The sequence below is a fragment of the Geodermatophilus sp. SYSU D00525 genome (assembly GCF_054050475.1).
The window spans coordinates 113,587-140,195 of sequence record NZ_JBJGZK010000001.1 but is presented as its reverse complement, the minus strand read 5'-3'; the positions used below and the strand labels follow the sequence as shown (position 1 = coordinate 140,195).

23 protein-coding genes are annotated in these 26,609 nt (G+C 75.1%); 17 read left to right on the top strand and 6 right to left on the bottom strand.

Features of this window, described 5'->3' with window-relative positions; genetic code table 11:
- Positions 1–17: 17 nt before the first annotated feature.
- Entirely contained in the window at positions 18–1,895 is a 1,878-nt protein-coding gene (locus ACI796_RS00630) for a glycoside hydrolase family 15 protein (RefSeq protein WP_456939314.1), read from the bottom strand.
- Between the two features lie 133 nt (positions 1,896–2,028).
- Between ACI796_RS00630 and ACI796_RS00625 the strand changes: the two genes are divergently transcribed.
- On the top strand, positions 2,029–3,624 hold the full coding sequence (locus ACI796_RS00625) for a hypothetical protein (protein ID WP_456939313.1): 1,596 nt from the start codon (positions 2,029–2,031) through the stop codon (positions 3,622–3,624).
- A gap of 10 nt (positions 3,625–3,634) precedes the next feature.
- Here the strand turns inward: ACI796_RS00625 and ACI796_RS00620 are convergent, their stop codons facing one another.
- Both ACI796_RS00620 and ACI796_RS00615 read right to left on the bottom strand, forming a co-directional pair.
- Entirely contained in the window at positions 3,635–4,231 is a 597-nt protein-coding gene (locus ACI796_RS00620) for a potassium channel family protein (protein WP_456939312.1), read from the bottom strand.
- Positions 4,232–4,289: 58 nt separating this feature from the next.
- On the bottom strand, positions 4,290–5,756 hold the full coding sequence (locus ACI796_RS00615) for a DUF2252 domain-containing protein (protein WP_456939311.1): 1,467 nt from the start codon (positions 5,754–5,756) through the stop codon (positions 4,290–4,292).
- Between the two features lie 196 nt (positions 5,757–5,952).
- Between ACI796_RS00615 and ACI796_RS00610 the strand changes: the two genes are divergently transcribed.
- The 3 genes from ACI796_RS00610 to ACI796_RS00600 all read left to right on the top strand — a co-directional run bounded on the left by ACI796_RS00610 (position 5,953) and on the right by ACI796_RS00600 (position 7,453).
- On the top strand, positions 5,953–6,513 hold the full coding sequence (locus tag ACI796_RS00610; protein WP_456939310.1) for an HdeD family acid-resistance protein: 561 nt from the start codon (positions 5,953–5,955) through the stop codon (positions 6,511–6,513).
- Positions 6,514–6,579: 66 nt separating this feature from the next.
- Entirely contained in the window at positions 6,580–6,891 is a 312-nt protein-coding gene (locus ACI796_RS00605; RefSeq protein ID WP_456939309.1) for an SHOCT domain-containing protein, read from the top strand.
- Between the two features lie 46 nt (positions 6,892–6,937).
- Positions 6,938–7,453, top strand: coding sequence for a DUF1269 domain-containing protein (locus ACI796_RS00600; RefSeq protein ID WP_456939308.1), 516 nt, complete (start codon positions 6,938–6,940; stop codon positions 7,451–7,453).
- Positions 7,454–7,554: 101 nt separating this feature from the next.
- On the opposite strand, the gene ACI796_RS00595 is transcribed toward ACI796_RS00600, so the two are convergent.
- A complete protein-coding gene (locus ACI796_RS00595) occupies positions 7,555–8,046 on the bottom strand; it encodes a hypothetical protein (protein WP_456939307.1) in 492 nt (163 codons plus the stop codon).
- A gap of 111 nt (positions 8,047–8,157) precedes the next feature.
- On the opposite strand from ACI796_RS00595, the gene ACI796_RS00590 reads away from it, so the two are divergent.
- The 4 genes from ACI796_RS00590 (at position 8,158) to ACI796_RS00575 (ending at position 12,761) form a co-directional block, all read left to right on the top strand.
- Positions 8,158–9,888, top strand: a complete 1,731-nt coding sequence (locus ACI796_RS00590; RefSeq protein ID WP_456939306.1) for an alpha/beta hydrolase — start codon at positions 8,158–8,160, stop codon at positions 9,886–9,888.
- Between the two features lie 18 nt (positions 9,889–9,906).
- The gene (locus tag ACI796_RS00585) at positions 9,907–10,617 is read left to right on the top strand and encodes a CPBP family intramembrane glutamic endopeptidase (protein WP_456939305.1); all 711 of its coding nucleotides are present in this window, start codon (positions 9,907–9,909) and stop codon (positions 10,615–10,617) included.
- A 73-nt stretch (positions 10,618–10,690) separates the two neighbouring features.
- A complete protein-coding gene (locus tag ACI796_RS00580) occupies positions 10,691–10,930 on the top strand; it encodes a three-helix bundle dimerization domain-containing protein (RefSeq protein WP_456939304.1) in 240 nt (79 codons plus the stop codon).
- Positions 10,896–12,761 (top strand): SulP family inorganic anion transporter, encoded by a 1,866-nt coding sequence (locus tag ACI796_RS00575; RefSeq protein WP_456939303.1) that lies wholly within the window; start codon positions 10,896–10,898, stop codon positions 12,759–12,761. Before ACI796_RS00580 ends, ACI796_RS00575 begins: the two co-directional genes overlap by 35 nt.
- Here ACI796_RS00575 and ACI796_RS00570 read toward each other — a convergent pair.
- Positions 12,737–14,116, bottom strand: a complete 1,380-nt coding sequence (locus tag ACI796_RS00570; RefSeq protein ID WP_456939302.1) for a diacylglycerol/lipid kinase family protein — start codon at positions 14,114–14,116, stop codon at positions 12,737–12,739. The genes ACI796_RS00575 and ACI796_RS00570 overlap by 25 nt on opposite strands.
- A 259-nt stretch (positions 14,117–14,375) precedes the next feature.
- Here ACI796_RS00570 and ACI796_RS00565 point away from each other — a divergent pair, with 259 nt between their 5' ends.
- Both ACI796_RS00565 and serA read left to right on the top strand, forming a co-directional pair.
- The gene (locus tag ACI796_RS00565) at positions 14,376–15,116 is read left to right on the top strand and encodes an HpcH/HpaI aldolase family protein (protein WP_456939301.1); all 741 of its coding nucleotides are present in this window, start codon (positions 14,376–14,378) and stop codon (positions 15,114–15,116) included.
- 79 nt (positions 15,117–15,195) lie between these two features.
- Positions 15,196–16,404 carry a phosphoglycerate dehydrogenase gene (gene serA, locus ACI796_RS00560; RefSeq protein WP_456939300.1) on the top strand — a complete coding sequence of 403 codons (1,209 nt, stop codon included), beginning with the start codon at positions 15,196–15,198 and terminating at the stop codon, positions 16,402–16,404.
- A gap of 83 nt (positions 16,405–16,487) precedes the next feature.
- On the opposite strand, the gene ACI796_RS00555 is transcribed toward serA, so the two are convergent.
- Positions 16,488–18,758 carry an immune inhibitor A domain-containing protein gene (locus tag ACI796_RS00555; protein ID WP_456939299.1) on the bottom strand — a complete coding sequence of 757 codons (2,271 nt, stop codon included), beginning with the start codon at positions 18,756–18,758 and terminating at the stop codon, positions 16,488–16,490.
- Positions 18,759–19,144: 386 nt separating this feature from the next.
- On the opposite strand from ACI796_RS00555, the gene ACI796_RS00550 reads away from it, so the two are divergent.
- From ACI796_RS00550 to ACI796_RS00520, 7 genes are all read left to right on the top strand, one after another.
- Positions 19,145–20,050, top strand: a complete 906-nt coding sequence (locus ACI796_RS00550) for a sugar phosphate isomerase/epimerase family protein (protein ID WP_456939298.1) — start codon at positions 19,145–19,147, stop codon at positions 20,048–20,050.
- A gap of 160 nt (positions 20,051–20,210) precedes the next feature.
- On the top strand, positions 20,211–21,398 hold the full coding sequence (locus ACI796_RS00545) for a YVTN family beta-propeller repeat protein (RefSeq protein ID WP_456939297.1): 1,188 nt from the start codon (positions 20,211–20,213) through the stop codon (positions 21,396–21,398).
- Between the two features lie 158 nt (positions 21,399–21,556).
- Positions 21,557–22,348, top strand: coding sequence for an ABC transporter ATP-binding protein (locus ACI796_RS00540; RefSeq protein ID WP_456939296.1), 792 nt, complete (start codon positions 21,557–21,559; stop codon positions 22,346–22,348).
- The gene (locus ACI796_RS00535; RefSeq protein ID WP_456939295.1) at positions 22,336–23,229 is read left to right on the top strand and encodes an ABC transporter ATP-binding protein; all 894 of its coding nucleotides are present in this window, start codon (positions 22,336–22,338) and stop codon (positions 23,227–23,229) included. Before ACI796_RS00540 ends, ACI796_RS00535 begins: the two co-directional genes overlap by 13 nt.
- Positions 23,226–24,116, top strand: a complete 891-nt coding sequence (locus tag ACI796_RS00530) for a branched-chain amino acid ABC transporter permease (protein ID WP_456939294.1) — start codon at positions 23,226–23,228, stop codon at positions 24,114–24,116. Before ACI796_RS00535 ends, ACI796_RS00530 begins: the two co-directional genes overlap by 4 nt.
- Positions 24,109–25,344: a branched-chain amino acid ABC transporter permease gene (locus ACI796_RS00525; RefSeq protein ID WP_456939293.1), complete on the top strand. Its 1,236-nt coding sequence runs from the start codon at positions 24,109–24,111 to the stop codon at positions 25,342–25,344. The genes ACI796_RS00530 and ACI796_RS00525 overlap by 8 nt, the downstream gene beginning before the upstream one ends.
- Positions 25,345–25,352: 8 nt before the next feature.
- Positions 25,353–26,582 carry an ABC transporter substrate-binding protein gene (locus ACI796_RS00520; RefSeq protein ID WP_456939292.1) on the top strand — a complete coding sequence of 410 codons (1,230 nt, stop codon included), beginning with the start codon at positions 25,353–25,355 and terminating at the stop codon, positions 26,580–26,582.
- The last annotated feature ends 27 nt before the right edge of the window (positions 26,583–26,609 follow it).

Below are 26,609 nucleotides of genomic sequence, written 5' to 3'. Positions count from 1 at the left end.
CGGACGACCCGGCCGGCTCAGCGGGCGCCGACGACGTGCGGCGGACGCCCGTCGAGGGCCGCGTCGAGGGTGACGGCCGCGTCGATGAGGGCCAGGTGGGTGAACGCCTGCGGGAAGTTGCCGATCTGCTCGCCGGTGAGGGCGATCTCCTCGGAGTACAGGCCCACGTGGTTGCCGTAGGTCAGCATCTTCTCGAAGGCGGTGCGGGCGTCCTCGAGCCGGCCGGCGCGGGTGAGCGCGTCGACGTAGGCGAACGTGCACAGCGAGAACGTCCCCTCCGACCCGCGTAGCCCGTCGGGGGAGGCCTCGGGGTCGTAGCGGTACACCAGGCTGTCGGTCACCAGCTCGCGGTCCATCGCCCGCAGCGTCGACTCCCACATCGGGTCGCGGCCGTCGATGAACCCGACGGTGGGCATCCGCAGCAGCGCGGAGTCCAGGACGTCGGTGTCGTAGTGCTGGACGAAGGCGTTGCGGCTGCGGTGGAAGCCGCGGTCGAGCACCTGGCGGTAGACGGCGTCCCGCTCGGCGGTCCAGCGCTCGAGCGAGGCGGGCCGGCCGTGCTCGGTCGCCAGCCGGATGCCGCGGTCGAAGGCCACCCAGCTCATGACCCGCCCGTAGGTGAACGGCTCGCGCCCGCCGCGGGTCTCCCAGATGCCCTCCTCCGGCTGGTCCCAGTTGTCCGCCAGCCAGTCCAGCACCCGGGTGACCGCCGCCCAGCCCTGCGCGGGCAGCGGCAGGCCGGCCCGGATCCCGCTGTACAGGCTGTCCAGCGCCTCGCCGTAGATGTCGAGCTGCAGCTGCTCGGCCGCGCCGTTGCCGATGCGCACCGGTGCCGAGCCGCGGTAGCCGCGCCAGTGCTCGAGCACGTCCTCCTTGAGCTCGGAGGAACCGTCGATCCGGTACATGATGTTGAGCGGGCCGCTGTCGCTGCCGGCCCGCTCGCGGATCCGGTCGCCCAGCCAGCGGCCGAAGTGCCCCGCCTCCTCGCGCATCCCCAGCCGCAGCAGCGCGTGGACGGAGAACGACGCGTCCCGCACCCAGGTGAAGCGGTAGTCCCAGTTGCGCTCCCCGCCGACCTGCTCCGGCAGCGCCGCGGTCGGTGCGGCCACGATGCCGCCGCTGGGTGCGTAGGTCATCAGCTTCAGCGTGATCGCCGACCGCTGGACGTCCTCGCGCCAGCGGCCGGTGTAGGTCGACCGCTCCACCCACCCCCGCCAGAAGGCGACGGTCTCGGCGAGCAGCGCCCGGATCTCCGCGGGGCGGATCTCCCGGGGCCGGACGCCCTCGCCGGTCTGCAGCACGACGCCGCGCAGCTGGCCCGCCTCGAGGGCGAGCGTGGCGTGCACGTCGGTGCCGTCCATGCGGGCCTGCCCCAGCCGCTCGTCGTCGGGCTCGCGGACCAGGTGCAGGGTGAGCTGCGCGCCGTCGGCCGCGAAGACGGCACCCCCGGCGGAGACCTCGACCCGGTGCGCGTGCCGCCCGTAGTCGAAGCGGGGCGCGACGTCGCACTCGAAGGTCATCCGCCCGCGGACGCACTGGATCACGCGCACGATGCGGTGGTCGTCGGTGGCGGCGGTGCCGGCGGCCGGCATGAAGTCGAGGACCTGCCCCATGCCGCCCGGCGTGAAGAAGCGGGTCACGAGGACGGCGGTGTCGGGCAGGTACATCTGCGAGGACGTCCAGTCCGTGCCGGCAGGGCGGATCCGGAAGTGCCCGCCGCGCTCGTCGTCCAGGATCGCGCCGAAGACGCTGGGCGAGTCGAACCGCGGGAAGCAGAACCAGTCGATCGACCCGTCGGTGGTGACCAGCGCGGCGGTCTGCAGGTCGCCGATGATCCCGTGGTCGGCGATGGCCGTCTCGGGCCGGGAGGTCGCGGGCGGGAGGGTGTCGGTCATGGCGGCGACCGTGCTGCTGGGGACGGGCGGTCGCCTCATCCCCCGTGGGTGATGAGCCCCCGGCCGGGCGCCCCCCAGGCTGGGGCGCCGCCGGCGGGCACCCCGCCCCTGCCGCGGCAGGGAGGTGGGTCCCGTGCGCCGCTTCGCCACCGGGCTGCTGCTGCTCGTCAGCGCCCTCGCCCTCGTCCTGGCGAGCACGTCGCTGTGGGTCCGCCAGAACGTGGTGGACACGCAGGCGTTCGTGTCCAACGTGGAGACGGTCGTGGACCTGCCCGCGGTGGAGGACCGCGTCACCGAGCAGGTCACGGCGACGGTGATGACCAACCCCGAGGTGCAGACCGCCATCGACGACGTCGTCGCGGCGCTCCCCGACCGGCTGCAGCAGTACCGGTCGACGGTGGAGGGCGGCGTCAGCTCGCTCGTGTCGGCCGGCGTGAGCCGGCTGCTCGCCTCGGACCCGTTCCGCCCGCTGACGCAGTCGGCGCTCACCTCCGCGCACGACCAGCTGGTCGCCGGCGAGCCCGTGCAGTTCACGCTCGGCCAGGCGAAGGAACGCATCCCCGCCTCGGTGCAGGACGGCCTCGCCGGCCAGGTCCTCGACCTCGTGCCCGACGACGTCGGCGTCACCCTGCTGACCCCGGCCGACAACCCCGAGGTCTACAACGGCGTCGACCTGCTCCGATCGGTCTGGTGGTGGCTGGGCCTGCTGTCGCTCGGCCTGCTCGCGGGCGCGCTCGCCGTCTCCCGGCACCGGCGCGGCACGCTGCGGGCGTGGGCGGTGACCACGGCGGTCCTCACCCTGCTCGTCCTGCTCGCCCTGCGGATCGGCCGCGGCCTGGTGGTCCAGGCGGCCCGACCCGACAACCGGGACGCCGTCGGCGCCGTGTACGACGTGTTCGCCGGCGACCTGCGGTCCTGGACGCTGTGGCTGCTCGCCGGAGCCGTCGTCCTCGGTGTGCTGACCGTGCTGTGGGGCCGGCTCGGCCTGGTGGCCGGCGTGCGGCGGGGAGCGGCGTCGGCCCGGGACGAGCTGCAGCGCCGGCGGGAGCGGGCGCACGAAGCCCGGGTGGCCGGCGCCGAGGGCCTGGCCGACGGCGCCGCGCCCGCGACCGCGGTCGCCGCCCGGGAGCCCTGGACGCGGCGGACCGCCGCCTGGGCGCGCGGGTTCGCCGACGGCCTGGACCTGCCGGGCCGGACCGCCCGGTGGGGCGCGGCGGTGCGTGACCACCTCGGCCCGGCACGGTGGGCCGGCATCACGCTCGGTGCCGTGGTGCTGCTTCTCTGGCCGTCGCCGACCCTGTCGGTGCTGATCTGGGTCGCCGCCCTGGTCGCGCTCTGGATCGGTGCCCTGGAGTGGCTGAGCGGCCGCGCGCCGGCCGCGGTCCCGCCGGCGCCGCCCGTGCCGGGCGTCCCCGCCGCGGACGGGGTCGCGACCGGCGTGCCGGCCCCGCGCCCGGGGCCCGAGGCGGGCGGCGTGCTGGTCGGTGCGCCCGCCGGGACGGCAGCGGCGGCGGCCGGCGCGGCGGCGGGGACGGCCGGGACCGGGTCGCTGCCCGCGCCCGCGCCGGTCCCCGAGACGGAGCGACTGGTCCCGGCCCTGCCCGCGGAGGCGATCTCCACCCTCGAGGACCGGCTCGACCTGCTCCTGCGCCTCGGCGCCGCCCGGGACGCCGGCGTCCTGTCCGAGGAGGAGTTCCTCCGGGTGAAGGGCCGGCTGCTCGCCTCCTGAGCGGGCCGGGTCAGGCGTCCCCGTCGGGTGCCTGCGCACCGGACTGGGCCGCCCGGCGGCGGTCCACCGCGCCGAGGAACAGCTTGAGCACCAGCCCGATGAGCACGAGGTCGCCGACCATCAGCAGCGTGGTGAGGACCCGCGCCACGGGGCTGACCGCGCTGATGTCACCGAAACCCACCGTGGCGAACACGGTCACCACGAAGTAGACGCCGTCGACGCGGTCCAGCGGCTCGCTGAACGCGTCCGGGTCGCTGCCGGACAGCTGCACGAAGGCGGTCGCGAACAGCAGCAGGAACAGCGGCAGCGACAGCGCGATCCCCTCGACCGCCTGCAGCCCCGGGTGCCGGGACCGCAGGATCGCCCGCACCTGCACGACGACCAGCAGCCCGACGGCGAGGACGCCGGCGGCGAGCGCGAGGACCGTGCCCACGGTGAACGCGCGGTCGAGGGGGAGCAGGGCGTAGACGACCAGCAGCCCTGCCGTCGTGAGCAGCGTCCGCGCGGCGCCCCGCAGGAGCGGCCCGCGCCCGGGCAGGCCGTGCGGCACCTCCGCCGGCGCGGCGGCGGTACCGGACGGCCGGTCGGCGCTCCCGGGGCCCCCCACGCCCGCAGCGTCCCGGTGCCCGCCCGCGCCGCGGATCACCCGAGTCGGGTGAGCCGGCTCAGACGTCGCGCTGCACCTGCACCCGGCCGGCCGCGGCCGCCTCGGCCAGCTGGCGGTGGTCGCCCTCGGTGACGTCGGCGCACGCCTCCGCGTAGTCGGCGAGGGCGTGCTCGAACGCCGGAGAGGAACCCAGGTAGCCGGCGATCGCGATGCGGTCGCCGGTGCGGGCGTGCGCCCGGGCCAGGCACCAGGCGCACACCGTGCCGAGGACCTGCAGCCCCTCGGGGCGCAGGTCGGCGAGCTCGATCGACCCCTTCCAGTCCCGCAGCTGCCGGAGGTAGAAGTCCCGCTCCACGCCGTCGACGCCGGCGGTCTGCTCCCAGCCGAGGAAGACGTCGCTCGCCTGCTGCATGAGGCGCTGGCCGGCCACCACCCGCTCGCCCTGGTGGGTGTAGCGGCTGGGCCCGACGAACTCCGCGTGCACCGAGGGGCCGGCCTCCTTGACCTGCAGCAGCAGCGGGTCGTCGTCGTCGCGCCCGACGAGCAGGACCACCCAGCAGCGGGTGCCCACGCTGCCCACCCCGACGACCTTGCGGGCCATGTCGACGAACGCGTACCGCTCCAGCAAGGTGCGGCGGTCGACCTGGAGCGAGGCGCGGTACTGACGGATCAGGCCGTGGAACGCGCCGGCCGGGTCCGGGCCCTCCGCCCCGGGCACCAGGTCGCGCAGCGGCATCAGCAGCGGCGGCTCGGCCTTGATCCGCAGCCGGCCGCCGACCACCTCGGTGAGCTTGCCGAATGCCTGGAGGCTGTCGCGGGTCCGCGCCCGCTCCAGCGCACGGGTCAGCCGCTTGCGGGCGCCCGGTCCGAGCAGGGGGGGCAGGTCGCGCTGCAGCGCCTCGGCGTCGAGGCCGGCGTACCAGACCTCGATGTCCCGCTGCCCCGCGAACTCCGCCATCGCCGTCCGGTAGCGCGCGGCCGCGGCGACGGTGACGGCCCGCCGCTGCTTGTGCGACAGGCCGTTCTCCCGGCCGGCGAGCTCCAGGCTGGCGACCAGCCGCCGGACGTCGTGCTCGAAGGGGCCGGGGAGGGTCTCGTCGAAGTCGTTGGTGTCGAACAGCAGCCGCCGCTCGGGGGAGCCGAACAGCCCGAAGTTGGCCGCGTGCGCGTCCCCGCACATCTGCACGGTGAGGCCCGAGCGGGACGCGCCGGCCTGGTCGGCGGCCATGACGCGGGCGGCGCCGCGGTAGTAGGCGAAGGGGGACTGCAGCATCCGCCCCCAGCGGATCGGCACCAGCTCGGGCACCCGGCCGTCGGCCTGCTCCTCGAGCAGGGTGAGCGGGTCGCGGGTGCGCGTGGCCCGCGGGGACTGGGCGAGCGCGTCGAGCGGGGCGGTGGCGCGCAGCGCCTTCCCCGCGGCCCGCCGCTGCTGCGGCGTGGGCCGCGCCGGCCGGCCGGCCCCGTGCGGGGGCCGGTCCTCGACGGTGACGGTCGTCCCGGTCAGCACCCCGCTCCCGTCGATCACGGTGCCGCCGCCGCCTCCGCGGCGTGCGTCGCGGGTCGTGGCCGTGCTCCCGGGCGTCCGGCGTCCGGCTGCGCCTGTCCTCATGGTGCGACGGTGACGGGGCGGGCACCGCGGTGGCCTCATCCGGCGGGGATGAGGACGTCCCGCCCCCGGACGGCGACCCTCGGCGCCGGAACGCAGCCGGGAGGAAACCGCGATGACCACCCACCTGTCCCGTCCCTCCGTGACCGTCCCGCCACGGCGCAGCGGTGCGCGCGTGGTGGTCGGACTGCTCGGCCTGGCCGTCGTGGTCCTCGGGATCGTGCTGCTGGCCAACCCGGTCGCCGCCGCGCGCAGTCTCGCGGTCCTGATCGGCATCTCCTTCGTCGTCGGCGGGCTGCTGGAGATCGCCGTCGGGTGGGACGCCGGGCGCTCCCGCGGTGCGGCGGTGCTGCTCGGCGGCGTCCTCGTCGTCGGCGGCGTCCTGGCCATGGTGTGGCCCGGCGTGACGCTCTGGACGCTGGTGCTGGTCACCGCGCTGTCGCTGCTGGTCCACGGCGCCGGCCGGATCGCCCTGGCCGCCGTCGGGCGGGACCGGGTCGAGGGACGGGGCTGGCTGGCCGCGCTCGGTGTCGTCGACGTCGTCGTCGGCGTGCTGGCCCTCGCCTGGCCGGAGGCCACCGTCCTGGTGCTGTGCGTGCTGTTCGGCATCCAGGTGCTGTTCCTCGGCCTGGCGCTCGTGGTCGTCGGCTTCCTGCGCCCGGCCGGCAGCAGCTGACCGGACCGGGCACCCGGCCACGGGGGTACGGGACGAGAAGGACGGATCGAGAGGACAGGAGCCGACATGCCAGGACTGCTCCGCGGCGTCGCGCGCACGGCCGTCGTCGCGGGCACGGCCACCGCCGTGTCCGACCGCGTCCGGCGGCGCCAGGCCCACCGGTGGGCCCAGCAGGACGCGATGGCCGCGCCGCAGGCGTACGCCGCCCCGCCGCCGGCGTACGCCGCCGCGCCGCCGCCGGCCGCGCCGGTGCCCCCGCCGCGCACCGACACCGACACCAAGCTGGCCCAGCTGCGCGAGCTGGGCCGGCTGAGGGACTCCGGCGTCCTCGACGAGGCCGAGTTCCAGCTCCAGAAGAGCCGGATCCTCGACTCCTGACCCCGGGCCGCCGGTCCGGTCCACCCATCCCCGAGGGAGGAAGTACATGGCCACCATGACCGTCTGGACGTTCCCCACCGCCGACGGCGCGGACCGCGCCCAGGCCACGCTCGCGGACCTGCAGCGCCGGGAGCTGATCAGGATCCACGACGCCGCGATCGTCAGCTACCCGGCGGGCGCGCGGAAGCCGCGGACCCGTCAGCTGAACAACCTCGCCGGGGCCGGTGCCCTGGGGGGCGCGTTCTGGGGGATGCTGTTCGGCCTGATCTTCCTCGTCCCGCTGCTCGGCATGGCGGTCGGCGCGGCGATGGGTGCGCTCACCGGCAGCATGACCGACGTCGGCATCGACGACGCCTTCATCCGCCGGATGCGCGAGGAGATCCGGCCGGGGACCTCGGCGCTGTTCGTCCTCTCCTCGGACGCCGTCGTGGACCGGGTCCGCGAGGCGTTCGCGGGCCAGGACATGACCCTGGTCGAGAGCAACCTCAGCAACGAGCAGGAGGCCAAGCTGCGCGAGGTCTTCGCCGACACCGAGCACCCCGCCCCCGCGACGACGGGCTGAGTGCTCTCCGGGACGGGGCCCGGCCGCAGCCGCGTGCGGCCGGGCCCCGTCGCGTGCCGCCCGGGCGGTCCGGTGCAGGGGCAGGTCGGTGCGGGGGCAGGTCAGTGCACGAGCGACTTGAGCACGATCAGCCCGGCGCCGACGAGGGCCACGAGCGCACCCCGGAACGCCGCGGAGCCGGGTGGCGAGCCGGCGAAGCGGGCGGCCCAGTAGCCGTAGAACCCGATCAGGCCCACCCCCGACCACTTGGCGACGGTGAACGCGGTGCCGGTCGTGAGCACGCCGAGCGCGGCGAGCAGGAAGAAGACGGCGGGGAACACCACGCCGAACCCGACCGCCCCGGCGTCCTCGGCCATGTGCACGACCTCGGGACGCGTGACCCGCCGGCGCGCGCTGGTCTCCGTGCCCACGATGCCGCTGTAGACCTCGGCCAGCCCCACGGCCACGGCCGTCCCCAGCAGCCACACGGCCACGACCCCGGGGGCCGGCGGGTGCTGCTCGACCGCGACCACCAGCGCCAGGCCGATGATCGAGCCGTAGACGACCCGTCCGACCTGCCGGGAGCCCAGGTGCGCCTCGAGTCCGGCTCGCATGCGCCGCAGCGTGGGGGCCGCCCGCCCGGCCGCACATCGTCCGCCCGGTGCGATCCCGGCCGCCCGGGACACCCCTAGCGTCGACGCCCCCACGTGCGCGCGGAGCCCGACATGACGACCGAACCGGCTGTCCGGGACGCCTCGGCGGCCCCTCCCGTCCCCGCGCCGCGCGCGGCGACGGAGGCGGGGCCCCCGCGCCGGCCCGTCCGCCGGTGGCGGCGGTGGTTGCCGCGGTACCGGTGGAGCGGGCTGGCCGGGGCGGTGCTGCTCGGCTGCCTGTCCCTGACGCCGTCGCTGCTGCCGCGCGGCTGGCTGATCCAGGGCCTGGTCGCGGGCATCACCGCGGCGATCGGGTACGGGCTGGGGACCGCGCTGGCCTGGTTCGTCGCCGAGGCGACCGACCGCCGGATGTCCGCGCGCTTCCGGCGTCGCGCCTGGCAGGTGCTCGCCGTGGCCGGCACGGCGCTGGTCGTGGTCTCGCTGTGGCTCGGCGCGCGCTGGCAGCGCGAGGTCCACCTGCTCATGGGGCTCGACCCGCCGCGCGGGTACTCCTCCGCCGGCATCGTCGTCGTGGCGGTGCTGCTGTTCGTGGTCCTGGTCGCCCTGGGCCGGGGCGTCCGGTGGCTGGGCCGCGGGCTCGTCCGGCTGCTGGGCCGCGTCCTCCCGCGGCGCCTCGCCCGGCCGCTCGGCGTCGTGGCGGTCGGGACGCTCCTGGTGGTCCTGGTCAACGGCGTGCTGTTCCAGGGGCTGATCGAGGCAGCGAACTCCGCGTTCAGCGTGCAGGACGACGAGACGGGGGAGGGCGCCGTCCGCCCCACCGGCGCCGAGCGGTCCGGCGGTCCGGGCTCGCTGCTGCGGTGGGAGGAGCTCGGCCGGCAGGGGCGCATCTTCGTGGGGACCGGCCCGACGCCGGGGGACCTCGCCGCCTTCTCGGGGCGGCCGGCGCTCCCGCCGGTGCGGGTCTACGCCGGGCTGGAGTCGGCCGAGGACGTCGAGGAGCGCGCGGACCTCGCCGTCCGGGACCTCGTGCGGGCCGGCGGCTTCGACCGGGCGGTGCTCGCCGTGGTCACCACGACCGGGACCGGCTGGGTCGACCCCGCGGCCGGCGCCGCGCTGGAGCACGAGTTCAACGGGGACACCGCGATGGTGTCCATGCAGTACTCCTACCTGCCCAGCTGGATCTCCTTCCTCGTCGACCAGGCCAAGGCGCGGGACGCCGGGCGGGCGCTGTTCGACGCGGTGTACGGCGTGTGGTCCCGGCTGCCGGTGGGCGAGCGGCCGGACCTGCTGGTGCTCGGCGAGAGCCTCGGCAGCTTCGGCGGGGAGGCCGCGTTCAGCGGCCTGGCCGACATCCAGAACCGGGCCAGCGGCGTGGTCTGGGCCGGGCCGCCGAACTTCAACGCGCTGTGGCGGGACCTGGTCGCCGACCGGGACGAGGGGTCGCCGGAGTGGCTCCCGGTGCTCGACGGCGGGCGGACCGCGCGGTTCGCCGACGAGGCCGCCGACCTCGCCGCGCCGCCCGCCCCGTGGGGGGACTCCCGGGTCGTCTACCTGCAGAACGCCTCGGACCCCATCGTCTGGTGGTCCCCGGAGCTGCTGCTGACCCGGCCGAGCTGGCTCGAGGGGCCGCGGGCGCCGGACGTGTCGGAGGCCATGACGTGGCTGCCCTTCGTCACCTTCTGGCAGGTCACCGCCGACATGGCGTTCTCCACCGGAGCCCCGGACGGGCACGGCCACCGGTACACGGCCGACTACGCCGACGCCTGGGCCGCGGTGGCGCAGCCACCGGGGTGGACCGACGCCGACACCGCGCGGCTGCGCCCGCTGCTCGGCCGGTACTGACACGGCCGGCGCGGCTCCGTGACCTCCTCCACCCGCGCCCGGCTGCGCAGCGGGACCGTCGTCGCGGCGATCGCCGTCCTCGCCGTGGCCGGCCCGCTCGTGCGCCCGCCGTGGTGGGTGCGCGGTCTCGCCGGCGCCGCCCTCCTCGCGGGGGCGCGCCTGTCCGGGTTCGGCTGGTCCGAGCTGGGCCTGGGCCGCGACCGGCTGGGGGCGGGCTGCCGGTGGGCGCTGGGGGCGGTGGGCGTCGTCGTCGCCGTCTACGCCGTGGGTGTCGCGCTGCCGCCGACCCGGCCGGTCTTCCTGGACGACCGCTACGACCTCCCGCCCGCCGGCGTGCTGTCGAAGGTGCTGCTCAGCATCCCGCTCGGCACGGTGGTGCTCGAGGAGCTGGCGTTCCGCTCGGTGCTGTGGGCGGTGCTGGCCCGGCACTGCCGGCCCTGGCAGGTGCTGGTCACCACCGCGGTGCTGTTCGGCCTGTGGCACGTCCCGACCGTGCTGGCCGCCGGGGAGGGCGTCCGCGGCTTCCCCGCCGCCGTGGTCGGGGGCACCGTCGTGGTGACCACCGCGGGCGGCCTGGTGTTCGGCGAGCTGCGCCGGCGCAGCGGCAGCGTCGTCGCCTCGGCCGGCGCGCACTGGGCCACCAACGCGCTCGGCGTCCTCGCGGGTGCGCTGGTGCGCCGGCTGGACGCCGGGGCGGGCGGGACGCCGGGCATCGTCCTCGGCGGGTGAGGCCCGGGACCACCGCGGGCCGGGACCGTGGCACGGTCCCGGCCCGTCCGTCCCCGGGGCGAGGAGGAGCGAGATGAGCGTGGTCGCCGAGCCGCTCTCGGCGGACGACGGCGCCGTCCCCGGCGCGGACGCGTTCCTCGGTCCGCTCGTGGCCCGGCTGGCGGAGGAGTACGGCGCGGACCCCGGGGAGGTCCGGGCGCGGGCGGTGGCCGCGTTCGCGGCGTTCGCCGGCGCGCGGGTGCAGGCGTTCGTCCCGATCCTGGTGGAGAAGCGGCTCCGTGAGCGCTACCGCGTCCGGCGGACGGCCGGCTGACCCGGGCGGCCCGCGCCGGTCCCGGGGGACCCGGAGGGCCGTCCCGCCCGGTCTCCTGGCCCTGCGCGGGTACCGCCGCGCGTGGCTGCCCCGCGACGTCGTCGCCGGCGTGGTGCTGGCCACGCTGCTCGTGCCGCAGGGCATGGCCTACGCCGAGCTGGCGGGGCTGCCGGCGATCACCGGGCTGTACACGACGATCACCTGCCTGCTGGCGTACGCCGTGTTCGGCCCGTCCCGCATCCTGGTCCTCGGCCCCGACTCCTCGCTCGGGCCGATGATCGCGGCGACCATCCTGCCGCTGGTGGTCGCGGGCGGGGACCCGGGGCGGGCGGTGGCGCTGGCGTCGGTGCTCGCGCTCGTGGTCGGGGTCGTCATGGTCGTGGCCGGCTGGACCGGCCTGGGCTTCGTCGCCGACCTGCTCTCCAAGCCGACCATGATCGGCTACATGAACGGGCTGGCGCTGACCATCCTGGTCGGCCAGCTGCCCAAGCTGCTCGGGTTCTCCGTCGACGCCGACGGCGTCGTCGGCGAGGCGGCAGGCTTCGTGGAGGGCGTGGCGCAGGGCGAGGCGGTGCCCGCCGCGGCGGCGGTCGGGCTGGGCGGGGTCGCGCTGGTCCTCGCACTCCAGCGGTGGTGGCCGAAGGTGCCGGCGGTGCTCGTCATGGTCGTGCTGGCCATCGCCGTCAGCGCGGCCTTCGACCTGGGGGAGCGCGGGGCGGACCTGGTGGGGGAGCTGCCGCAGGGCTTCCCGCCGCTGACGATCCCCTCGGTCGGCTGGTCCGACCTCGGGGTGATCGTCGCCGGGGCCCTGGCGATCGCGCTGGTGTCCCTGGCCGACACGATCTCGACGGCGTCGTCGTTCGCCGCGCGCACGGGCCAGGAGGTGCACGGCGGCCAGGAGATGGTGGGCATCGGGACGGCGAACCTCGCCGCCGGGCTGTTCCAGGGCTTCCCCGTGAGCACCAGCGCCTCCCGCACCGCGGTCGCCGAGCGGGCCGGCGCCCGCACCCAGCTGACCGGGGTCACCGGCGCCGCGCTGGTGCTCCTGATGATCGTGTTCCTGCCTGGCCTCTTCCGCGACCTGCCGCAGGCGGCGCTGGCGGCGGTCGTCATCACGGCGTCCCTGTCGTTGGCCGACCTGCCGGGCACCGTCCGGCTGTGGCGGCAGCGCCGCGTCGAGTTCACCCTGTCACTGGTCGCCTTCGCGGGCGTCGCGCTGCTCGGGGTGCTGCCGGGCATCGCGCTCGCCGTCGGGCTGTCCATCCTCAACGTGTTCCGGCGGGCCTGGCACCCGTACGAGACCGAGCTGGGCCGGGTCGACGGCCTGCCCGGCTACCACGACGTGCACTCCTACCCGGCGGCCGGCCGGCTGCCCGGGCTGGTCATCTACCGGTTCGACGCGCCGCTGTTCTTCGCCAACGCCAAGACCTTCCGGGACGAGGTCACCGCCCTCGCCCGCACCGAGCCCGCGCCGCGGTGGATCGTCGTCGCGGCCGAGCCGGTCACCGACGTCGACACCACCGCCGCCGACGTGCTGTTCGAGCTGGACCGGACGCTCGCCGCCCGCGGGCAGAGCCTGGTCTTCGCCGAGCTCAAGGACCCGGTCCGCCGCAAGATCGAGCGCTACGGCCTCGCCGGCGAGATCGGCGCGCAGGACTTCTTCCCCACGATCGGGGCCGCGGTCGAGGCCTTCCGGCGGGAGACCGGCGCCGCCTGGCCGGACGCCGCCGGGCCGCCCGCCGCTCCACCGCCCGGCGTCCCCGGCCCGCGGGGCGCCCCGCCGGACGCGGGCCGGGGGAGCGGAGCTCAGCCGTCCGTGCCGGGCGCCTGAGCGGCCCGGTCCGCGCCGACGGGGGCCGGCGGGACCGGGGGTGCGGCCGGCTCGACCCGGGGCGGCCGGCCCAGGGCCAGGGACCACAGGGACGTCCACTGCACGCGGGCCCGCGGCGCCCGCACGCCCGGGCGGTCCCGCGGCAGCCGGACCCGCAGCACCCCCGGGCGGACGGTGCACCGCACCGGCGTGGCCAGCCGCACCGTCTCGCCGTCGATCCCGACGGGGACCTCGGGCACGTCGGCGGTCACGAGCACCTCGCGCGCCTCCGTCGTCCGGATGCCCCGCTGGTGGGCGCCGCGCAGCAGCTCGACGGCCTGCCGCGCGCTGTCGACCCGGATCGCGATCACGCCGAGCACGCCGCGGTCGAGCCGGGACCGCCGGCCGATCCCGGCGAGGTCGGACTCGTCGTAGGAGCCGTTGCTCACCAGCACCGCCTGCGGCCCGTCGACCACCAGCGACCCGGCCTCGGCCCGCAGGCGGGCGCCGCGCCGCCGGCTGAGCAGGTCGGGCAGCGCCGCGAGGGTGGTCCCGGCCTTGTCCTCCCGGTACCCGGGGTCCTCGACGATCTCGGCGTAGGCGCCGAAGGACGCGTTGTTGACGAACGGCCGCCCGTTGACCGCGCCCAGGTCGATCCGCGCCTCCACCCCGTCGCGCAGCGCGTCGAGGCAGCGGGACGGGTCCTCCCGGTCCAGGCCGAGGTCGAGCGCGAAGTGGTTGCGGGTGCCGGCGCTGATGACGAGGAACGGGACGCCGTGCTCGGCGGCGACGTCGGCCACCAGCGCCTGCGTGCCGTCGCCACCGGCCACGCCCAGCAGGTCCGCGCCGCGGGAGAGCGCGTCGCGGGCGAGCTGCTGCACGTCGGTCCCCGGCCGGTCCAGCAGCGCCACCTCCGCACCGAGCTCCTCCGCCTTCTCCCGCAGCGCGAACCGGCCGACCTTGCCGCCGCCGGACCGCGGGTTCATCACGAGGAAGGGGTGCCGGGGCGGGGGTACCTCGGTGACCGGCAGCGCCCACGCCGACGGGTCCGGCCGCAGCGCGGCCCGCGCGGTGCCCAGCGCAGCGGCCCAGAGCAGCGCGGCCAGGACGGCGGCCAGCACCAGGTCTTCGGCCAGGAAGACCACGACGAGCGCGAGCGGGGCCACCACGACCAGGGCGAGGGCGAACCAGCGCTTGATCCGGCCGTGGCGCAGGAACCAGAAGACCCCGGCGACGACGGCGACGGCGGTCGCCACCACCAGCGCCATCAGCCACAGACCGCGCCCGTTGGCGGACTCCAGCAGTACGAGCAGGGCGGCGGCGGCCAGCGCCAGCGCGCCGCGGGCCTCCCACCGTCGGGCACGCGTCGACTCCACGACCCACCTCCTCCGGCCGGCACGGGGATGCTGCCGGGCGCGTCCGGGGTCCGGGCTCACCCTCCGCGGACGGTTCCGTTCTCGTCGGGTCGCGGGCCGGGCCCGGCTTACCGAAACTGGATCTGCCCCGCCAGGCCGCGACGGAGGGCCCCGGCCCGTGGCGCGCCGGCCTGGCGGGTGCCCGCGCCGGGACGACGGCGCACGGCGGGCGGGTGGACGACGGGGCGGCGGGGAACGGGGCGGCGGGGAACGGGGCGGCATGGTGGCGAGCGCGGCGGACCTGCGGCGCCGCTGGGCGGCGGGGGAGCCCGCGCACGGGCTGTGGAGCCTGCTGCCCGGTGCGGTCACCGGGGAGGTGCTGGCGCGCACCGGCGCGGACTACGTCGTCGTCGACCTGCAGCACGGCGCCACCGCCGAGGCCGACCTGCCGGGGACCGCGGCGGCGATCACCGCGGCCGGCGCGGTGCCGCTGGTCCGGACCCGCAGCCCCGCCTTCGCCGACGTCGGCCGCCCGCTCGACCTCGGCGCCCGCGGTGTCGTCGTGCCCAACGTCCGCGACGCCGCGCACGCCCGCGAGGTGGTGGCCGCCACCCGGTACGCGCCGGCCGGGACCCGGTCGATCGGGCGGCTGTCCGGGGGTGCCGACGAGCCGCTGGTGGTGGTGATGGTGGAGGCCGCGACCGCGCTGGAGGACCTCGACGCCGTGCTCGCCGTCGAGGGGCTGGACGGCGTGTACGTCGGCCCCGGCGACCTGTCCCTCTCGCTCGGGCTGACGGGGGAGGAGCACCGCGCGGAGCTGCGCGGCGTGCTGTCCTCGATCGTCGCCCGCGCGGTCGCCGCCAGGGTGCCCGTGGGCGTGCACGCCTACAGCGGCGAGGAGGCGGCCGGGTTCGCCGCCGAGGGCGCCACGATCGTCACGGTCGCCGTCGACGCCGCCGTCCTCGGGGAGGCCGGGGCGCGCCACCTCGGCGCCGCCCGCCGGGGGCCGGACCCCCGCTGACCGGACCGCCCCCGCCACGGCGGGATACTCGTCCCGACGGGGTCCGGCCGGCGGTCCCGCGGTCGAGGAGGTCCCCCGAGTGCCCAGAGCCCTGCTGCTGGAGAACATCGACCCGGTGGCGGCCGACATCCTCGGGGAGGCCGGCTACCGGGTCGAGTCCCTCCGGGGAGCCCTGGACGAGGCCGACCTGGTCGACGCGCTGGAGGGTGTCGACCTGCTCGGGATCCGCTCGAAGACGCAGGTGACCGCCGAGGTCGTGCGCGCCCGGCCGGGCCTCGCGGCAGTCGGCGCCTTCTGCATCGGCACCAACCAGATCGACCTCGCCGCGGCGGCCGCCGCGGGCGTCGCGGTGTTCAACGCGCCCTACTCCAACACCCGCAGCGTGGTGGAGATGGCGATCGCGGAGATCATCATCCTGGCGCGGCGGCTGGTCGACCGGGACCGCGCGCTGCACGCCGGCAGCTGGGACAAGTCGGCCGCCGGCAGCCACGAGATCCGCGGGCGCACGCTCGGGATCGTCGGTTACGGCAACATCGGCAGCCAGCTGTCGGTGCTCGCCGAGGCGCTGGGCATGCGGGTGCTGTTCTACGACCTCGAGGACAAGCTGGCGCTGGGCAACGCGGAGCGCTGCGACACCCTCGAGGAGCTGCTCGAGCGGGCGGAGACGGTGACGCTGCACGTCGACGGGCGGGCCGGGAACGCCGGGCTGTTCGGCGCCGAGCAGTTCGCCCGGATGCGCCGGCGCAGCCTGTTCCTCAACCTCTCCCGCGGGTTCGTCGTCGACCACGAGGCGCTGCGCGAGCACGTCCTGTCCGGCCACATCGCCGGGGCCGCCGTCGACGTGTTCCCCGAGGAGCCGCGCGAGCAGGGCGACCCGTTCGACTCGGTGCTGCGCGGCCTGCCCAACGTCATCCTCACCCCGCACGTCGGCGGGTCGACGCAGGAGGCGCAGCACGACATCGGCCGGTTCGTCGCGGGCAAGCTGGTCGACTACACCACCACCGGGACGACGACGCTGAGCGTCAACCTGCCGACCGTGGCCCTGCACGGGTCGTCGGTGGCCCGGTTCGCGCTGCTGCACCGCAACGTGCCCGGCGTGCTCGCCCGCGTCGACGCGCTGGTCGGCGAGCACGGCCTCAACGTCGACGGCCAGGTCCTCGCCACCCGGGGCGAGCTCGGGTACGCGGTCACCGACGTGGGCGCCGAGCTGCCGGCGGACCTGCTCGCCGCGCTCCGCGCGCTGCCGGAGACCGTGCGGCTCACCACCGTGGGGCGCCGGCCCCGCTGAGCCCCGTGGGGCGCCGGCCCCGCTGCCCCTGGACGCGGAACGGCCCCCCGGCTGATGCCGGGGGGCCGTCTGCGTCGGTCGGGTCAGTTCACGTGCACCTGCATGAAGCCGTCGTGCGCGCTGGTGCTGACCACGGTGATCCGGGTGCCCGTGTCCGGCACGTCGACGCCGGTCCAGCCGTTGGCGTCGGTCTGCTCACCCGGCGCCACGTACCAGTCCTGCGTGTCGTCGAAGGTCGGCACGGCGGGCAGCCCGCCGTAGGTGCCGGCCACGCCGGTGTCCGGGTCGTGCAGGGTGATCCGGTCCGTCGGCTGCAGCCCGAAGGTGGAGTCGTAGGACTGGATCCGCGGCCGGAAGGACTCGCGGTCGGCCCCGTTGTCGGGCTCGTCGTCCGTCGGCTCGTAGAGCAGGCCCGGGTGGGCGTCGACCGGCAGGACCAGACCGGCACCCGGGTGGGCGCCGACGCTGTTGTCGGTGTACTGGGCGTTCCAGTAGCTGATCAGCAGGCCGTCCTGGTACGGCAGCCGCTCGGCCCAGTCCGGACGCGACGGGTCGCCGAAGTTGTACGGGCCGGTCTGCAGGCCGGCGTCGTAGCCGCGGTAGACGCGGTTCTCGGCGATGTAGGCGTTGAAGAACTCCTCCGTCGCCGTCCCGGTGCTGGTGGTGAACCCGTTCAGGGTCCAGGCCGTCGCCGGGGCGCCGCCGATCTGCACGGCGTCCACCTGCAGGCCGGGCTCGGTGGCGGCGCCGTCGGTCCAGTACCGGAAGCCCACCTGCGCACCCGCCGGGACGCCGGCCAGCGAGGCGGTCAGGTCGACCCACTCGCCGTCGGTGCTGCCGGTGATGCCGTGGCCGAAGTTCTGGCCGTTGGGGTCCGTCGTCGTCGACAGGTTCGTCGCCAGCGGGGTGAAGGTCTTGCCGCCGTCGGTCGAGTAGACGACGTAGCCGTAGTCCCAGTCCTGCTCGATGTCGTACCGGACCTTGGCGGTCAGCGTCGTCGCGCCGGCGGGCAGCGGGGTCAGCATCGAGTTGTCGAGGTCGTCACCCTGGCCCGAGTACCAGAAGTCCTCGCCCTCGTACGGGTCGCCGATGTCCGTGGTGACCTCGCGGTCGGGGAGGACGGCGATGACCGCCTGCGCCTGCCGGGTGTTGGTGCTGGCGGGGCCGAGACGGACGCTGGCGTGAGCGCCCGGCGCCACCACCTCGTAGTCCAGCCAGCCGAGCTGCAGCTTCTCCCAGGCGCCCATGTGGATCGGCTTGGTGCCGATGCCGTCGGCCGGCCGGCCGCTGTTGCCGTAGGAGCCGGAGGACATCAGCGTCCAGAAGGCGGTGCTGTTCTCGGCGCCGCCGCTGTTGCCGGAGGTGTCGTAGAGGTCCGGCAGGCCGAGGTCGTGGCCGAACTCGTGGGCGAAGACGCCGACGCCGCCGTTCTCGGGCTCGACGGTGTAGTCACCGATCCAGTACTTCGACTGGCCGACCCGGGTGCCGCCGAGCGGGTTCACCGCGCCGTCGACGGTCGGGCCGCCGGCGCCGATGCGGGTGGTCTGGTTGTACCAGCGGTGCGACCAGATGGCGTCCTCGCCGAGGGCGCCGCCGCCGACCTCCTCGCCCATGCCGGAGTGCACGGCCTGGAAGTGGTCGATGTAGCCGTCGGCCTCGTCGAAGTCGCCGTCACCGTCGTGGTCGTAGCGGTCCCAGACGTCGAACTGCGCGAGGTACTGGTCGATCTGCTCGGCCGTCCTGCCCGACGCCAGCTGCTTCGCGTACCAGGTGTTGACGGTGTCGTTGACGAACTCCCACGGGCGCCGGCCGTCGTCGCCCTCGCCGTAGTAGGCCGCCTCGTGCTGGGTGACGGTCACCCAGTCCTCGACCTCACCGGTGACGGTGTAGCGGCCCGAGGACAGCTCCTCGTAGAAGTTCGCGACCGAGTTGACGCCGTCCGCGGAGCTGTAGAGCAGCCGGTCGAAGTAGGGCTGCGAGAAGTCCTCGGCCCAGATCGTGGTGTTGTCCACCGACCGGTCGGGCTCCGGGATCTCGTTGTGCGGCAGGTCGCCGAACTCGCCCAGGACGGTCCAGATGGCGTCGCTGTCCTCCTGGGCCAGCTCGACGTACTGGCCCCGGGCGACCTCGACGACCTTGTTGTCGCCGGTCGGCGTCGCCTCGCCGGAGACGACCTGCTCGAGGGCCTCCTGGCGCAGCTCGCGCTGCTTGTCACCGAGGGGGTTGGGCAGGTCGTGCGCGCGGTCCTGGACCGCGCCGGGGTCATCCTGCGGGGGTGCCGCGTTCGCGGTCGTGGGCATCGCCACCGCGACCAGCGCGGCGCCCACGACCAGGGGAAGAGCTCTCTTCTTCAAGGACCGTCTCCCATGTCGGACGAGGACCGCCGACCGCCGGTGGGGAACCACCGGCGATCACTCTCTGGCAGCCCGGCAAGACGTTAGGTAGCGGGAGTAAATAAGTCGACAATCCGTGACCAAACGGTGACTAACGAGACGGGGAAGTCCGTACGACCGTCCCCTTGACCTGCGGTGATGGGCGCGCTACGTCGTGTCGCCCGTTGCGCTCACTACTGCGCGCACTTGTGCTTTGCGGAGAGCGCAAGTCTCGCTAGGTTGTGGCGCACGGCACAGACCACCGCGGATCGTCGGCTCCACCGGGGCGCTCCGGGGTGGGACGTGCGCCGTCACTCCCGAGAGGACCGATCGACCCAGTGAGAGACCTGCGTTACCTGACGCGAGCCGTGCTGTTGGCCGCCCTGTCCGCACTCCTGTTCGTGGGCCTCGTCGGCCCCGCGAACGCCGCCCCCTCCACCGCCGGCCACACCGGCGCCGACTGCGCCCGGGTGCCGCTGAACAAGATCTCGATCCAGCTCTACACCTTCGCGGACTACATCAGCTCTGGCGACGAGCAGCAGCGCCACGAGGAGGTCCTGAGCCGGCTGGCCGACATGGGCTACCGCAACGTCGAGCCGTACACCCTCAGCGGCTGGTCCGCCGAGGAGTACCGGGCCCTGCTCGACCGGTACGGCCTCAAGGCGTCGGCCCGACACGTCGACGTCGGCACGCACACGAAGCCGGCCGACATCGCGCAGATCCTCGAGGACAACCGCGTCCTCGGGATCAAGTACTTCGGCTCCGGCAGCAGCGCCGGCGCCCCGTGGACGCAGCCGCTGCCGACCGAGGCCGACTGGGTCGCCTACGCCGAGTACCTGGACGCCGTCGGCGAGCAGGCGCGCAAGGCGGGTCAGACGCTGATGGTCCACAACCACGACTTCGAGTTCACGACCGTCTTCGGTGACCGCACCGCCTTCGACATCCTGATGCAGCACACCCAGGCCAAGAACGTCGTCTCGCAGCTGGACCTGTACTGGGTCTCCTTCGCCGGCCTGGACCCGATCGAGGACGTTATCGACGAGTACGGCAACCGGATCAAGCTGTTCCACGTCAAGGACCTCAACGAGGAACTGGAGCGGCGGATCGAGATCGTGGGCCGCGGCGACATCGACTTCCCGTCGGTCTTCGCGGCCGCCGGCGGCAGCACGAAGTACTACGTCGTCGAGCACGACCCGCGCTTCGGCGACGCGACGTTCGACCCGTTCGAGGCCGCCGAGGAGGGCTTCGCCTACCTCACCTGCACGAACGGCTGAGGCGCGACACCTGACGAGGGGCGGTCCCGGGTCTCCGGGGCCGCCCCTCCCGCGTCGCGGCGGGCCGGCGCGTCCGCCCCCCTTGTCCCGGTCCGCGGGCGCCCCGACGATGCATCCCCTGCGACACGCACACCCGGACGGTGGACGGGGGCGATCCGTCATGGAGCAGGACCACGCGGTCGTGCACGGGAGGCACCGCCTGCGGCGGGCCCGCCGGCGCGGGGTCGCGCTGGGCCTCGGCCTGGCGCTCCTCGCGGCGGCGGTGGTGGTCGGTGTGCTCCTCTGGCCCGGCGGCGCGGGGAGCCCCGAGCAGCAGGCGGACGCGGGCGCGACCCCGGCCGGCGCCGGAGGGCACGCGCACGGCGAGGACGCCGGCACGACGTCGTCGAGCCCCGCCCCGTCGTCGGGCCCCGCACCCCCGTCGGCCGCCAGCGCCGCCACCCCGGGGGTCGGCCCCGCGGTCCCGGTCGGCTCGTCGCCGCACCACCTGGCGCTCACCCCCGACGGCCGCTCCGCCTACGTCGCCGACCCCGTCCAGGGCGCCGTCCTCCGCCTCGATCCCGGCACGGCCGCGGTGACGGCGACCATCCCGGTGCCGCAGGCGCCGCCGCAGATGGTCACCACCTCACCGGACGGGACCCGCGTCTTCGTCTCCGCCTACGACGAGGAGTTCGCCACCGACGTCGTCGTCACCATCGACACCGCCACCGACACCGTGGTCGGCGCCGTGCCGGTGGGCCGCGGCCCGTACGCGATGGCGACCGACCCCGGCGGCCGGCTGCTCTACGTGCCCTACTACGACGAGGACCACCTCGACGTCCTCGACGCCGCCACCGGGGCGCTGGTGGACCGGGTCGACGTCGCGCCGTCCCCGCACTGGGTCGCCTTCGCGCCCGACCGCCGGGCCGTCTACGTCACCAACCACTTCTCCGACGTGGTGACCGTCCTGTCCCTCGACGACCGCCGGGTCCTGGGGACGATCCCCGTCAGCGACGGGCCGCACGCCCTGGAGACCTCGCCGGACGGGACGCGGATCGCGGTGGTCGGCTTCATCAGCGACGACGTCACGATCCTCGACCCGGCGACGGACGCCGTGGTGGCCACCGTGTCCGGCGTGGGCGCCGGGCCGCAGGACGTCACCTGGGCCCCGGACGGCCGCCACCTCTACACCGCCAACGTGGAGGACGGCACCGTGGCGGTGGTCGACACCGCCACCGGCGCCGTCACGGCGCGGATCCCCACCGGGACCGACCCGACGAGCGTCACGGTCACCCCGGACGGGCGCCGGTTGCTCGTCACCAACTCCGGCGACGGCACCGTCCGCGTCCTCGACGCCGCCGGGACCTGACCGCACCCGGCCCCGCACCGGTCGGCCGGACCGGGCGGTGTCGTATCACCGGCAGGTCACGGTTCCTCCCGGTCCGGAACCGCGATCTTGACGTGCCCCCTATCGTCCGTCCGCATGTGGCACATCTCACAGGGGGTGCTCCGGGGGCGGGGGGCGCCGTGCTGACCGTCGACCGGCTGCAGGTGAGCTACGGCGGCGCCGTCCAGGCCGTCCGGGGCGTGTCGATGGAGGTCCCCGACGGCTCGGTCGTGGCCGTGCTCGGGAGCAACGGCGCGGGCAAGACCACGCTGCTGCGCACCGTCTCCGGGACGCTGCGGTTGCACAGCGGCCGGGTCGACGGCGGTACGGTGCGCTTCGAGGACACCGACCTCACCCGCCGCGACCCGGGACAGATCGTGCGCCGGGGCGTGGTCCAGGTCCCGGAGGGGCGGCGGATCTTCGGCCGGCTCACCGTCGAGGAGAACCTGCGCGCCGGCGGGATGGGCAACCGCGACCGCGCCGCGAAGGCCCGGGCGGTGACCCGCGTGCACGACCTGTTCCCGGTGCTGCGCGACCGCGCCGGGCAGCGCGCCGGGCTGCTGTCCGGCGGGGAGCAGCAGATGCTGGCCATCGGCCGCGCGCTCATGGCCAGCCCGCGGCTGCTGCTGCTCGACGAGCCGTCCCTGGGCCTGGCCCCCCGCGTCATCGGCCAGATCGGCGAGGTGATCGCCGAGATCAACCGCCAGGGGACGTCGGTGCTGCTGGTCGAGCAGAACGCGACGATGGCCCTCGGCGTCGCCGACCGCGCCTACGTCCTCGACGTCGGCGAGGTGTCCCTGTCCGGCGACGCCCGCGAGCTCGCCGCCACCGACGAGGTGCAGCGGCTCTACCTCGGCCACAGCGGGGCCGAGCCCGCCGCCGAGCGCGTCGAGCGGGCGCCCCGCCGCACCCTCTCGCGGTGGACGGCGTGACCGCGGCGACCACCCGGGACGACGTCCCGCCGGTCGAGGTGGACGGCGTGAGCGTCGCCTTCGGCGCGATCAAGGCGCTCAACGACGTCTCGTTCACCGTCGTCCCGGGCTCCATCCACGCCGTGATCGGGCCCAACGGCGCCGGCAAGTCGACGCTGTTCAACGTCCTCTCCGGTGTCTACCGGGCCAGCGCCGGGGAGGTGCGCTTCGGCGAGGCCCGCCTCAACGCGATGCGGCCGTTCCAGATCGCCGGCGTGGGCGTGGCCCGCGCGTTCCAGAACATCGCGCTGTCGGGCACGCAGACGGTGGCCGAGAACCTCATGCTCGGCCGCCACCACCTCACGAAGGCGGGCTTCCTGTCCTCCGGGCTGCGGCTGCCGCGGGCCACCCGGGAGGGGCGCGTCCACGGCGAGCGCATCCGCGAGATCGCCGAGTTCCTCGACCTCGGCGCCAAGCTGCACACCCCCGTCGGCGTGCTGTCCTACGGCGACCAGAAGCGGGTCGAGGTGGCCCGGGCGCTGTGCATCGAGCCGCGGCTGCTGCTGCTCGACGAGCCGGTCGCCGGGATGAACGCGCAGGAGACCGACCGGATGGCCGACGCCATCCGGGAGATCCGCTCGGCGCTGGGGATCTCGGTCATCCTCGTCGAGCACGACATGGGGATGGTCATGTCGCTGGCCGACCGGGTGACCGTCCTCGACTTCGGCCGCCGCATCGCCGACGGCACCCCGGCGCAGGTCCAGTCCGACCCCGAGGTCATCCGCGCCTACCTCGGCTCGGGCACCGAGGTCGGCCCCGCCGAGGCCGCCGCCCAGCACACCGCCGCCCCGCAGCCCACCGAGGGCGCCACCGCCACCGACGCCCCGGGGAGCCGGCCGTGACCCAGTTCCTGTCCCTGCTGCTCAACGGCATCTCGCTGGGGGCCATCTACGCGCTGATCGCGCTCGGCTTCGTGATCATCTTCAAGGCCAGCGAGGTGGTCAGCTTCACCCACGGGTCGCTGCTGCTGCTCGGCGCCTACACGATCGCCCGGCTGTCGGGCCCGATCGGCTTCCTGCCCGCGGTGCTCGTCGGCGTCGGGTTCACGGCGCTGGCGGCGTTCCTCGTCGAGCGGCTGGTCATCAACCAGCTCCGCGGGGCCCCGGTGATCAGCCTGGCGATCGTCACCATCGGCGTCGACATCATCATCCTGACCGAGCTCATCCGGCAGATCGGCCCGGACATCCTCAACGTCCCGCACCCGTGGGGCGGCGACTCGGTCCGCATCGGCAGCGTGGGCATCAGCGAGAACCGGCTGATCGCCATGGGCGTGGCCGGGATCCTCATCGTCGCGTTCTTCGTCGCCTTCAAGTACTCCAGCTGGGGCGTGGCGATGCGTGCCTCGGCGGAGGACGGTGAGGCGGCCGCGCTCATGGGCATCCGGCAGGGCCGGGTGTCGGCGCTGGCCTGGATCGTCGCCGGGGTGCTCGCCGCGGTGGCGGCGCTGTTCCTCGTGGGCGCCCCGACGCCGGGTGTGAGCGCCGCGGCCTACACGGTCGCGCTGCGCGCGTTCCCCGCGGCGATCCTCGGTGGCCTGGACTCCACCGGCGGCGCGCTGGTCGGCGGGCTGCTCATCGGGATCACCGAGGCGCTGGTGGCCGGTTACCAGGAGGAGCTGTCCTTCCTCGGCCGTGGGTTCGGCGAGGTCGCGCCCTACGTCGTGATGATCATCGTGCTGCTCGTCCGCCCCTCCGGCCTGTTCGGGACCAAGGAGCTGACACGTGTCTGACACCCTCTCCGCCCCCGCCGGGGCCCGGCGGACCGCGGCCGCGGGCACGTCCGGGGCCGGCCGCTCGCCGCTGCAGCGGTGGCTCCGGCCGGTGCTGCTCGTGGCGGCCCTCGTCGTGCTGCTGGTGCTCCCGCTGTACGTCGAGGAGTTCTGGCTGCGCACCGGCTTCGCCGTCGCCGGCGCGATCGTCGGCGCGATCGGGCTGAACCTGCTGGTCGGCACCAGCGGCCAGCTGTCGCTGGCGCACGCCTTCTTCCTGGCCGTCGGCGCGACCACCTACACCTACGTCTCCGGCGAGTCCGGCGGCCTGGGCACCCGGGCGGCGCTGCGCGGGCTGGAGCTGCCGCCGATCGTCGGCATGGTGCTCGGCGTGCTGCTCGCCGGCCTCGCCGGCCTGCTGTTCAGCCCCATCGCGGCCCGTCTGCGCGGCATCTACCTCGGTGTCGCCTCGCTCGGGCTGGTGTTCATCGGCGTCCACGTGCTCAACACCTGGACGCCGGTCACCGGCGGGTTCAACGGCCGCTCGGTGCCGGAGTTCTCGCTGTTCGGCTTCAGCTTCGGCAACAGCGACCCCACGCTGTTCGTCCTCGGCGTGCCCTACCGGGAGGCCGAGCGGCTCTGGTACCTCGGCATCGTCCTGGCGCTGGCGGCCTACGTCTTCGCCCGCAACCTGTTGCGCAGCCGGCCCGGCCGGGCGCTGGAGACGCTGCGCGACAGCGAGGTCGCCGCCTCGGTCATGGGCGTCAACGTGCAGGCCTACAAGGCGCGGGTGTTCATGGTCAGCTCCATGTACGCCGGGCTGTCCGGGGTGATGTACGCGCTGTCGATCGGCAGCATCGCGCCGGAGTCCTTCGGCCTGACGGTCTCGGTGCTGTACCTGGCGATGATCGTGCTGGGTGGGCTCGGCTCGGTGGGCGGCGCGGCGCTGGGCGCGGCGTTCGTCACCGCCCTGCCGCTGGTGTTCCAGCAGTTCGCCGACGTGCTGCCGCTCGTCAGCGCGCCCGGCGAGGGCGGCATCGCCGCCGGCACCGCCGCCCGCTACCTGTTCGGCCTGGCGATCGTGCTCGTCGTCCTCTTCGAGCCCGGCGGCCTGGTCGGGATCGCCCACCGCTTCCGCCGCCGGGGACGCAGACCCGGCCGCGGATCCCCGAGCGCCACACCGGGCTCGGGTGCGTCCAGCACCGTCCCCGAACCGTCCGATCCACCAGCGCAAGGGAGCGCCAGATGAGAGCAGCAGTGCGTCTGCGGGGGGCCACCGTCCTGGCCGCCGTCACCGTCGTCGTCGTCAGCGGCTGCAGCACCCGGGCCGAGGACAGCGGCGGCGGTGGGGGAGGCGAGGGCGGCGGCGACGTCGCCACCGACGTCGGCGTGGAGGACACCACCATCCGACTCGGGGTGCTCACCGACCTGACCGGCGTCTTCGCCGCGCTCGGCCAGGACATCACCAACGGCAACACCCTGTACTGGGAGGACAACCAGGTCTGCGACACCTACGACGTCGAGCTCGACGTCCAGGACACCGGCTACGTGCCGCAGACCGGCGTGCAGCTCTACAGCGCGATGGAGCCCAACGTGCTGGCGATGCAGCAGACGATCGGGTCGCCGATCAACACCGCGCTGGCCGGGGACTACGAGAGCGACCAGATCGTCAACTTCCCGTCGGCCTGGGCGCGCACGCTCACCGAGATCCCCGGCACCGGCGTCCTCGGCGCCACCTACGACGTCGAGATCGCCAACGGCTACCAGTACCTGTTCGACCAGGGGCTGCTGCAGGACGGCGCCACCGTCGGGCACATCTACTTCGAGGGCGAGTACGGGGAGAACGGCCTGGCCGGCACCGAGGCCGTCGCGGAGGCCCGCGGCCTGGAGGTGATCCCGGCGCAGATCAAGTCCACCGACCAGGACATGTCCGCCCAGGTCACCCAGTTCGCCTCGGCCGGCGTCGACGCGATCGTGCTCACCGTCGCGCCCACGCAGACCGCCTCGGTGGCCGCGGTGGCGCAGGCCCAGGGCCTCGACGTCCCGATCCTGGGCAGCAACCCGGTGTTCGCGCCGGGCCTGCTGCAGGGCGCGTCGGCGCAGTGGCTCAAGGACCACCTCTACGTGGCCTCGCCGGTCACCGCGTGGGACGCCCAGCCCGAGCTGCTCGAGCAGTACGAGGCGGCCTACCCGAACGTCACGCCGAGCCTCGGCGCGATCTTCGGCTACGCGATGGGCGACGTGATGAACCAGGTGCTCGACGCCGCCTGCGAGAGCGGCGACCTGACCCGCGAGGGCCTCGTCGCGGCGTTCGGCGAGTTGGAGGACGTCGACACCGGCGGCCTGCTGGTGCCGATCAACGGGTTCGAGACCGGCGTCTCGCCGAGCACGCAGAGCCTCATCCTGCGGCCGGCCGACGTCCCCGGCGGCGCCGAGGTCGTCCAGGAGGCGTTCGAGGGCGAGCTCGCCGCCCAGCTGGCCGGCTGAACCGCCGGACCCGCGCCCGGCGCCCGT

Bases quoted from the DNA above. Each gene is read 5' to 3' on its own strand.
- ACI796_RS00590 (WP_456939306.1), top strand. From the start codon at position 8,158: ATGACGACCGAACCGGCTGTCCGGGACGCCTCGGCGGCCCCTCCCGTC.
- ACI796_RS00580 (WP_456939304.1), top strand. From the start codon at position 10,691: ATGAGCGTGGTCGCCGAGCCGCTCTCGGCGGACGACGGCGCCGTCCCC.
- ACI796_RS00605 (WP_456939309.1), top strand. From the start codon at position 6,580: ATGCCAGGACTGCTCCGCGGCGTCGCGCGCACGGCCGTCGTCGCGGGC.
- ACI796_RS00610 (WP_456939310.1), top strand. From the start codon at position 5,953: ATGACCACCCACCTGTCCCGTCCCTCCGTGACCGTCCCGCCACGGCGC.
- ACI796_RS00630 (WP_456939314.1), bottom strand. From the start codon at position 1,895: ATGACCGACACCCTCCCGCCCGCGACCTCCCGGCCCGAGACGGCCATC.
- ACI796_RS00565 (WP_456939301.1), top strand. From the start codon at position 14,376: ATGGTGGCGAGCGCGGCGGACCTGCGGCGCCGCTGGGCGGCGGGGGAG.
- ACI796_RS00545 (WP_456939297.1), top strand. From the start codon at position 20,211: ATGGAGCAGGACCACGCGGTCGTGCACGGGAGGCACCGCCTGCGGCGG.
- ACI796_RS00600 (WP_456939308.1), top strand. From the start codon at position 6,938: ATGGCCACCATGACCGTCTGGACGTTCCCCACCGCCGACGGCGCGGAC.
- ACI796_RS00595 (WP_456939307.1), bottom strand. From the start codon at position 8,046: ATGCGAGCCGGACTCGAGGCGCACCTGGGCTCCCGGCAGGTCGGACGG.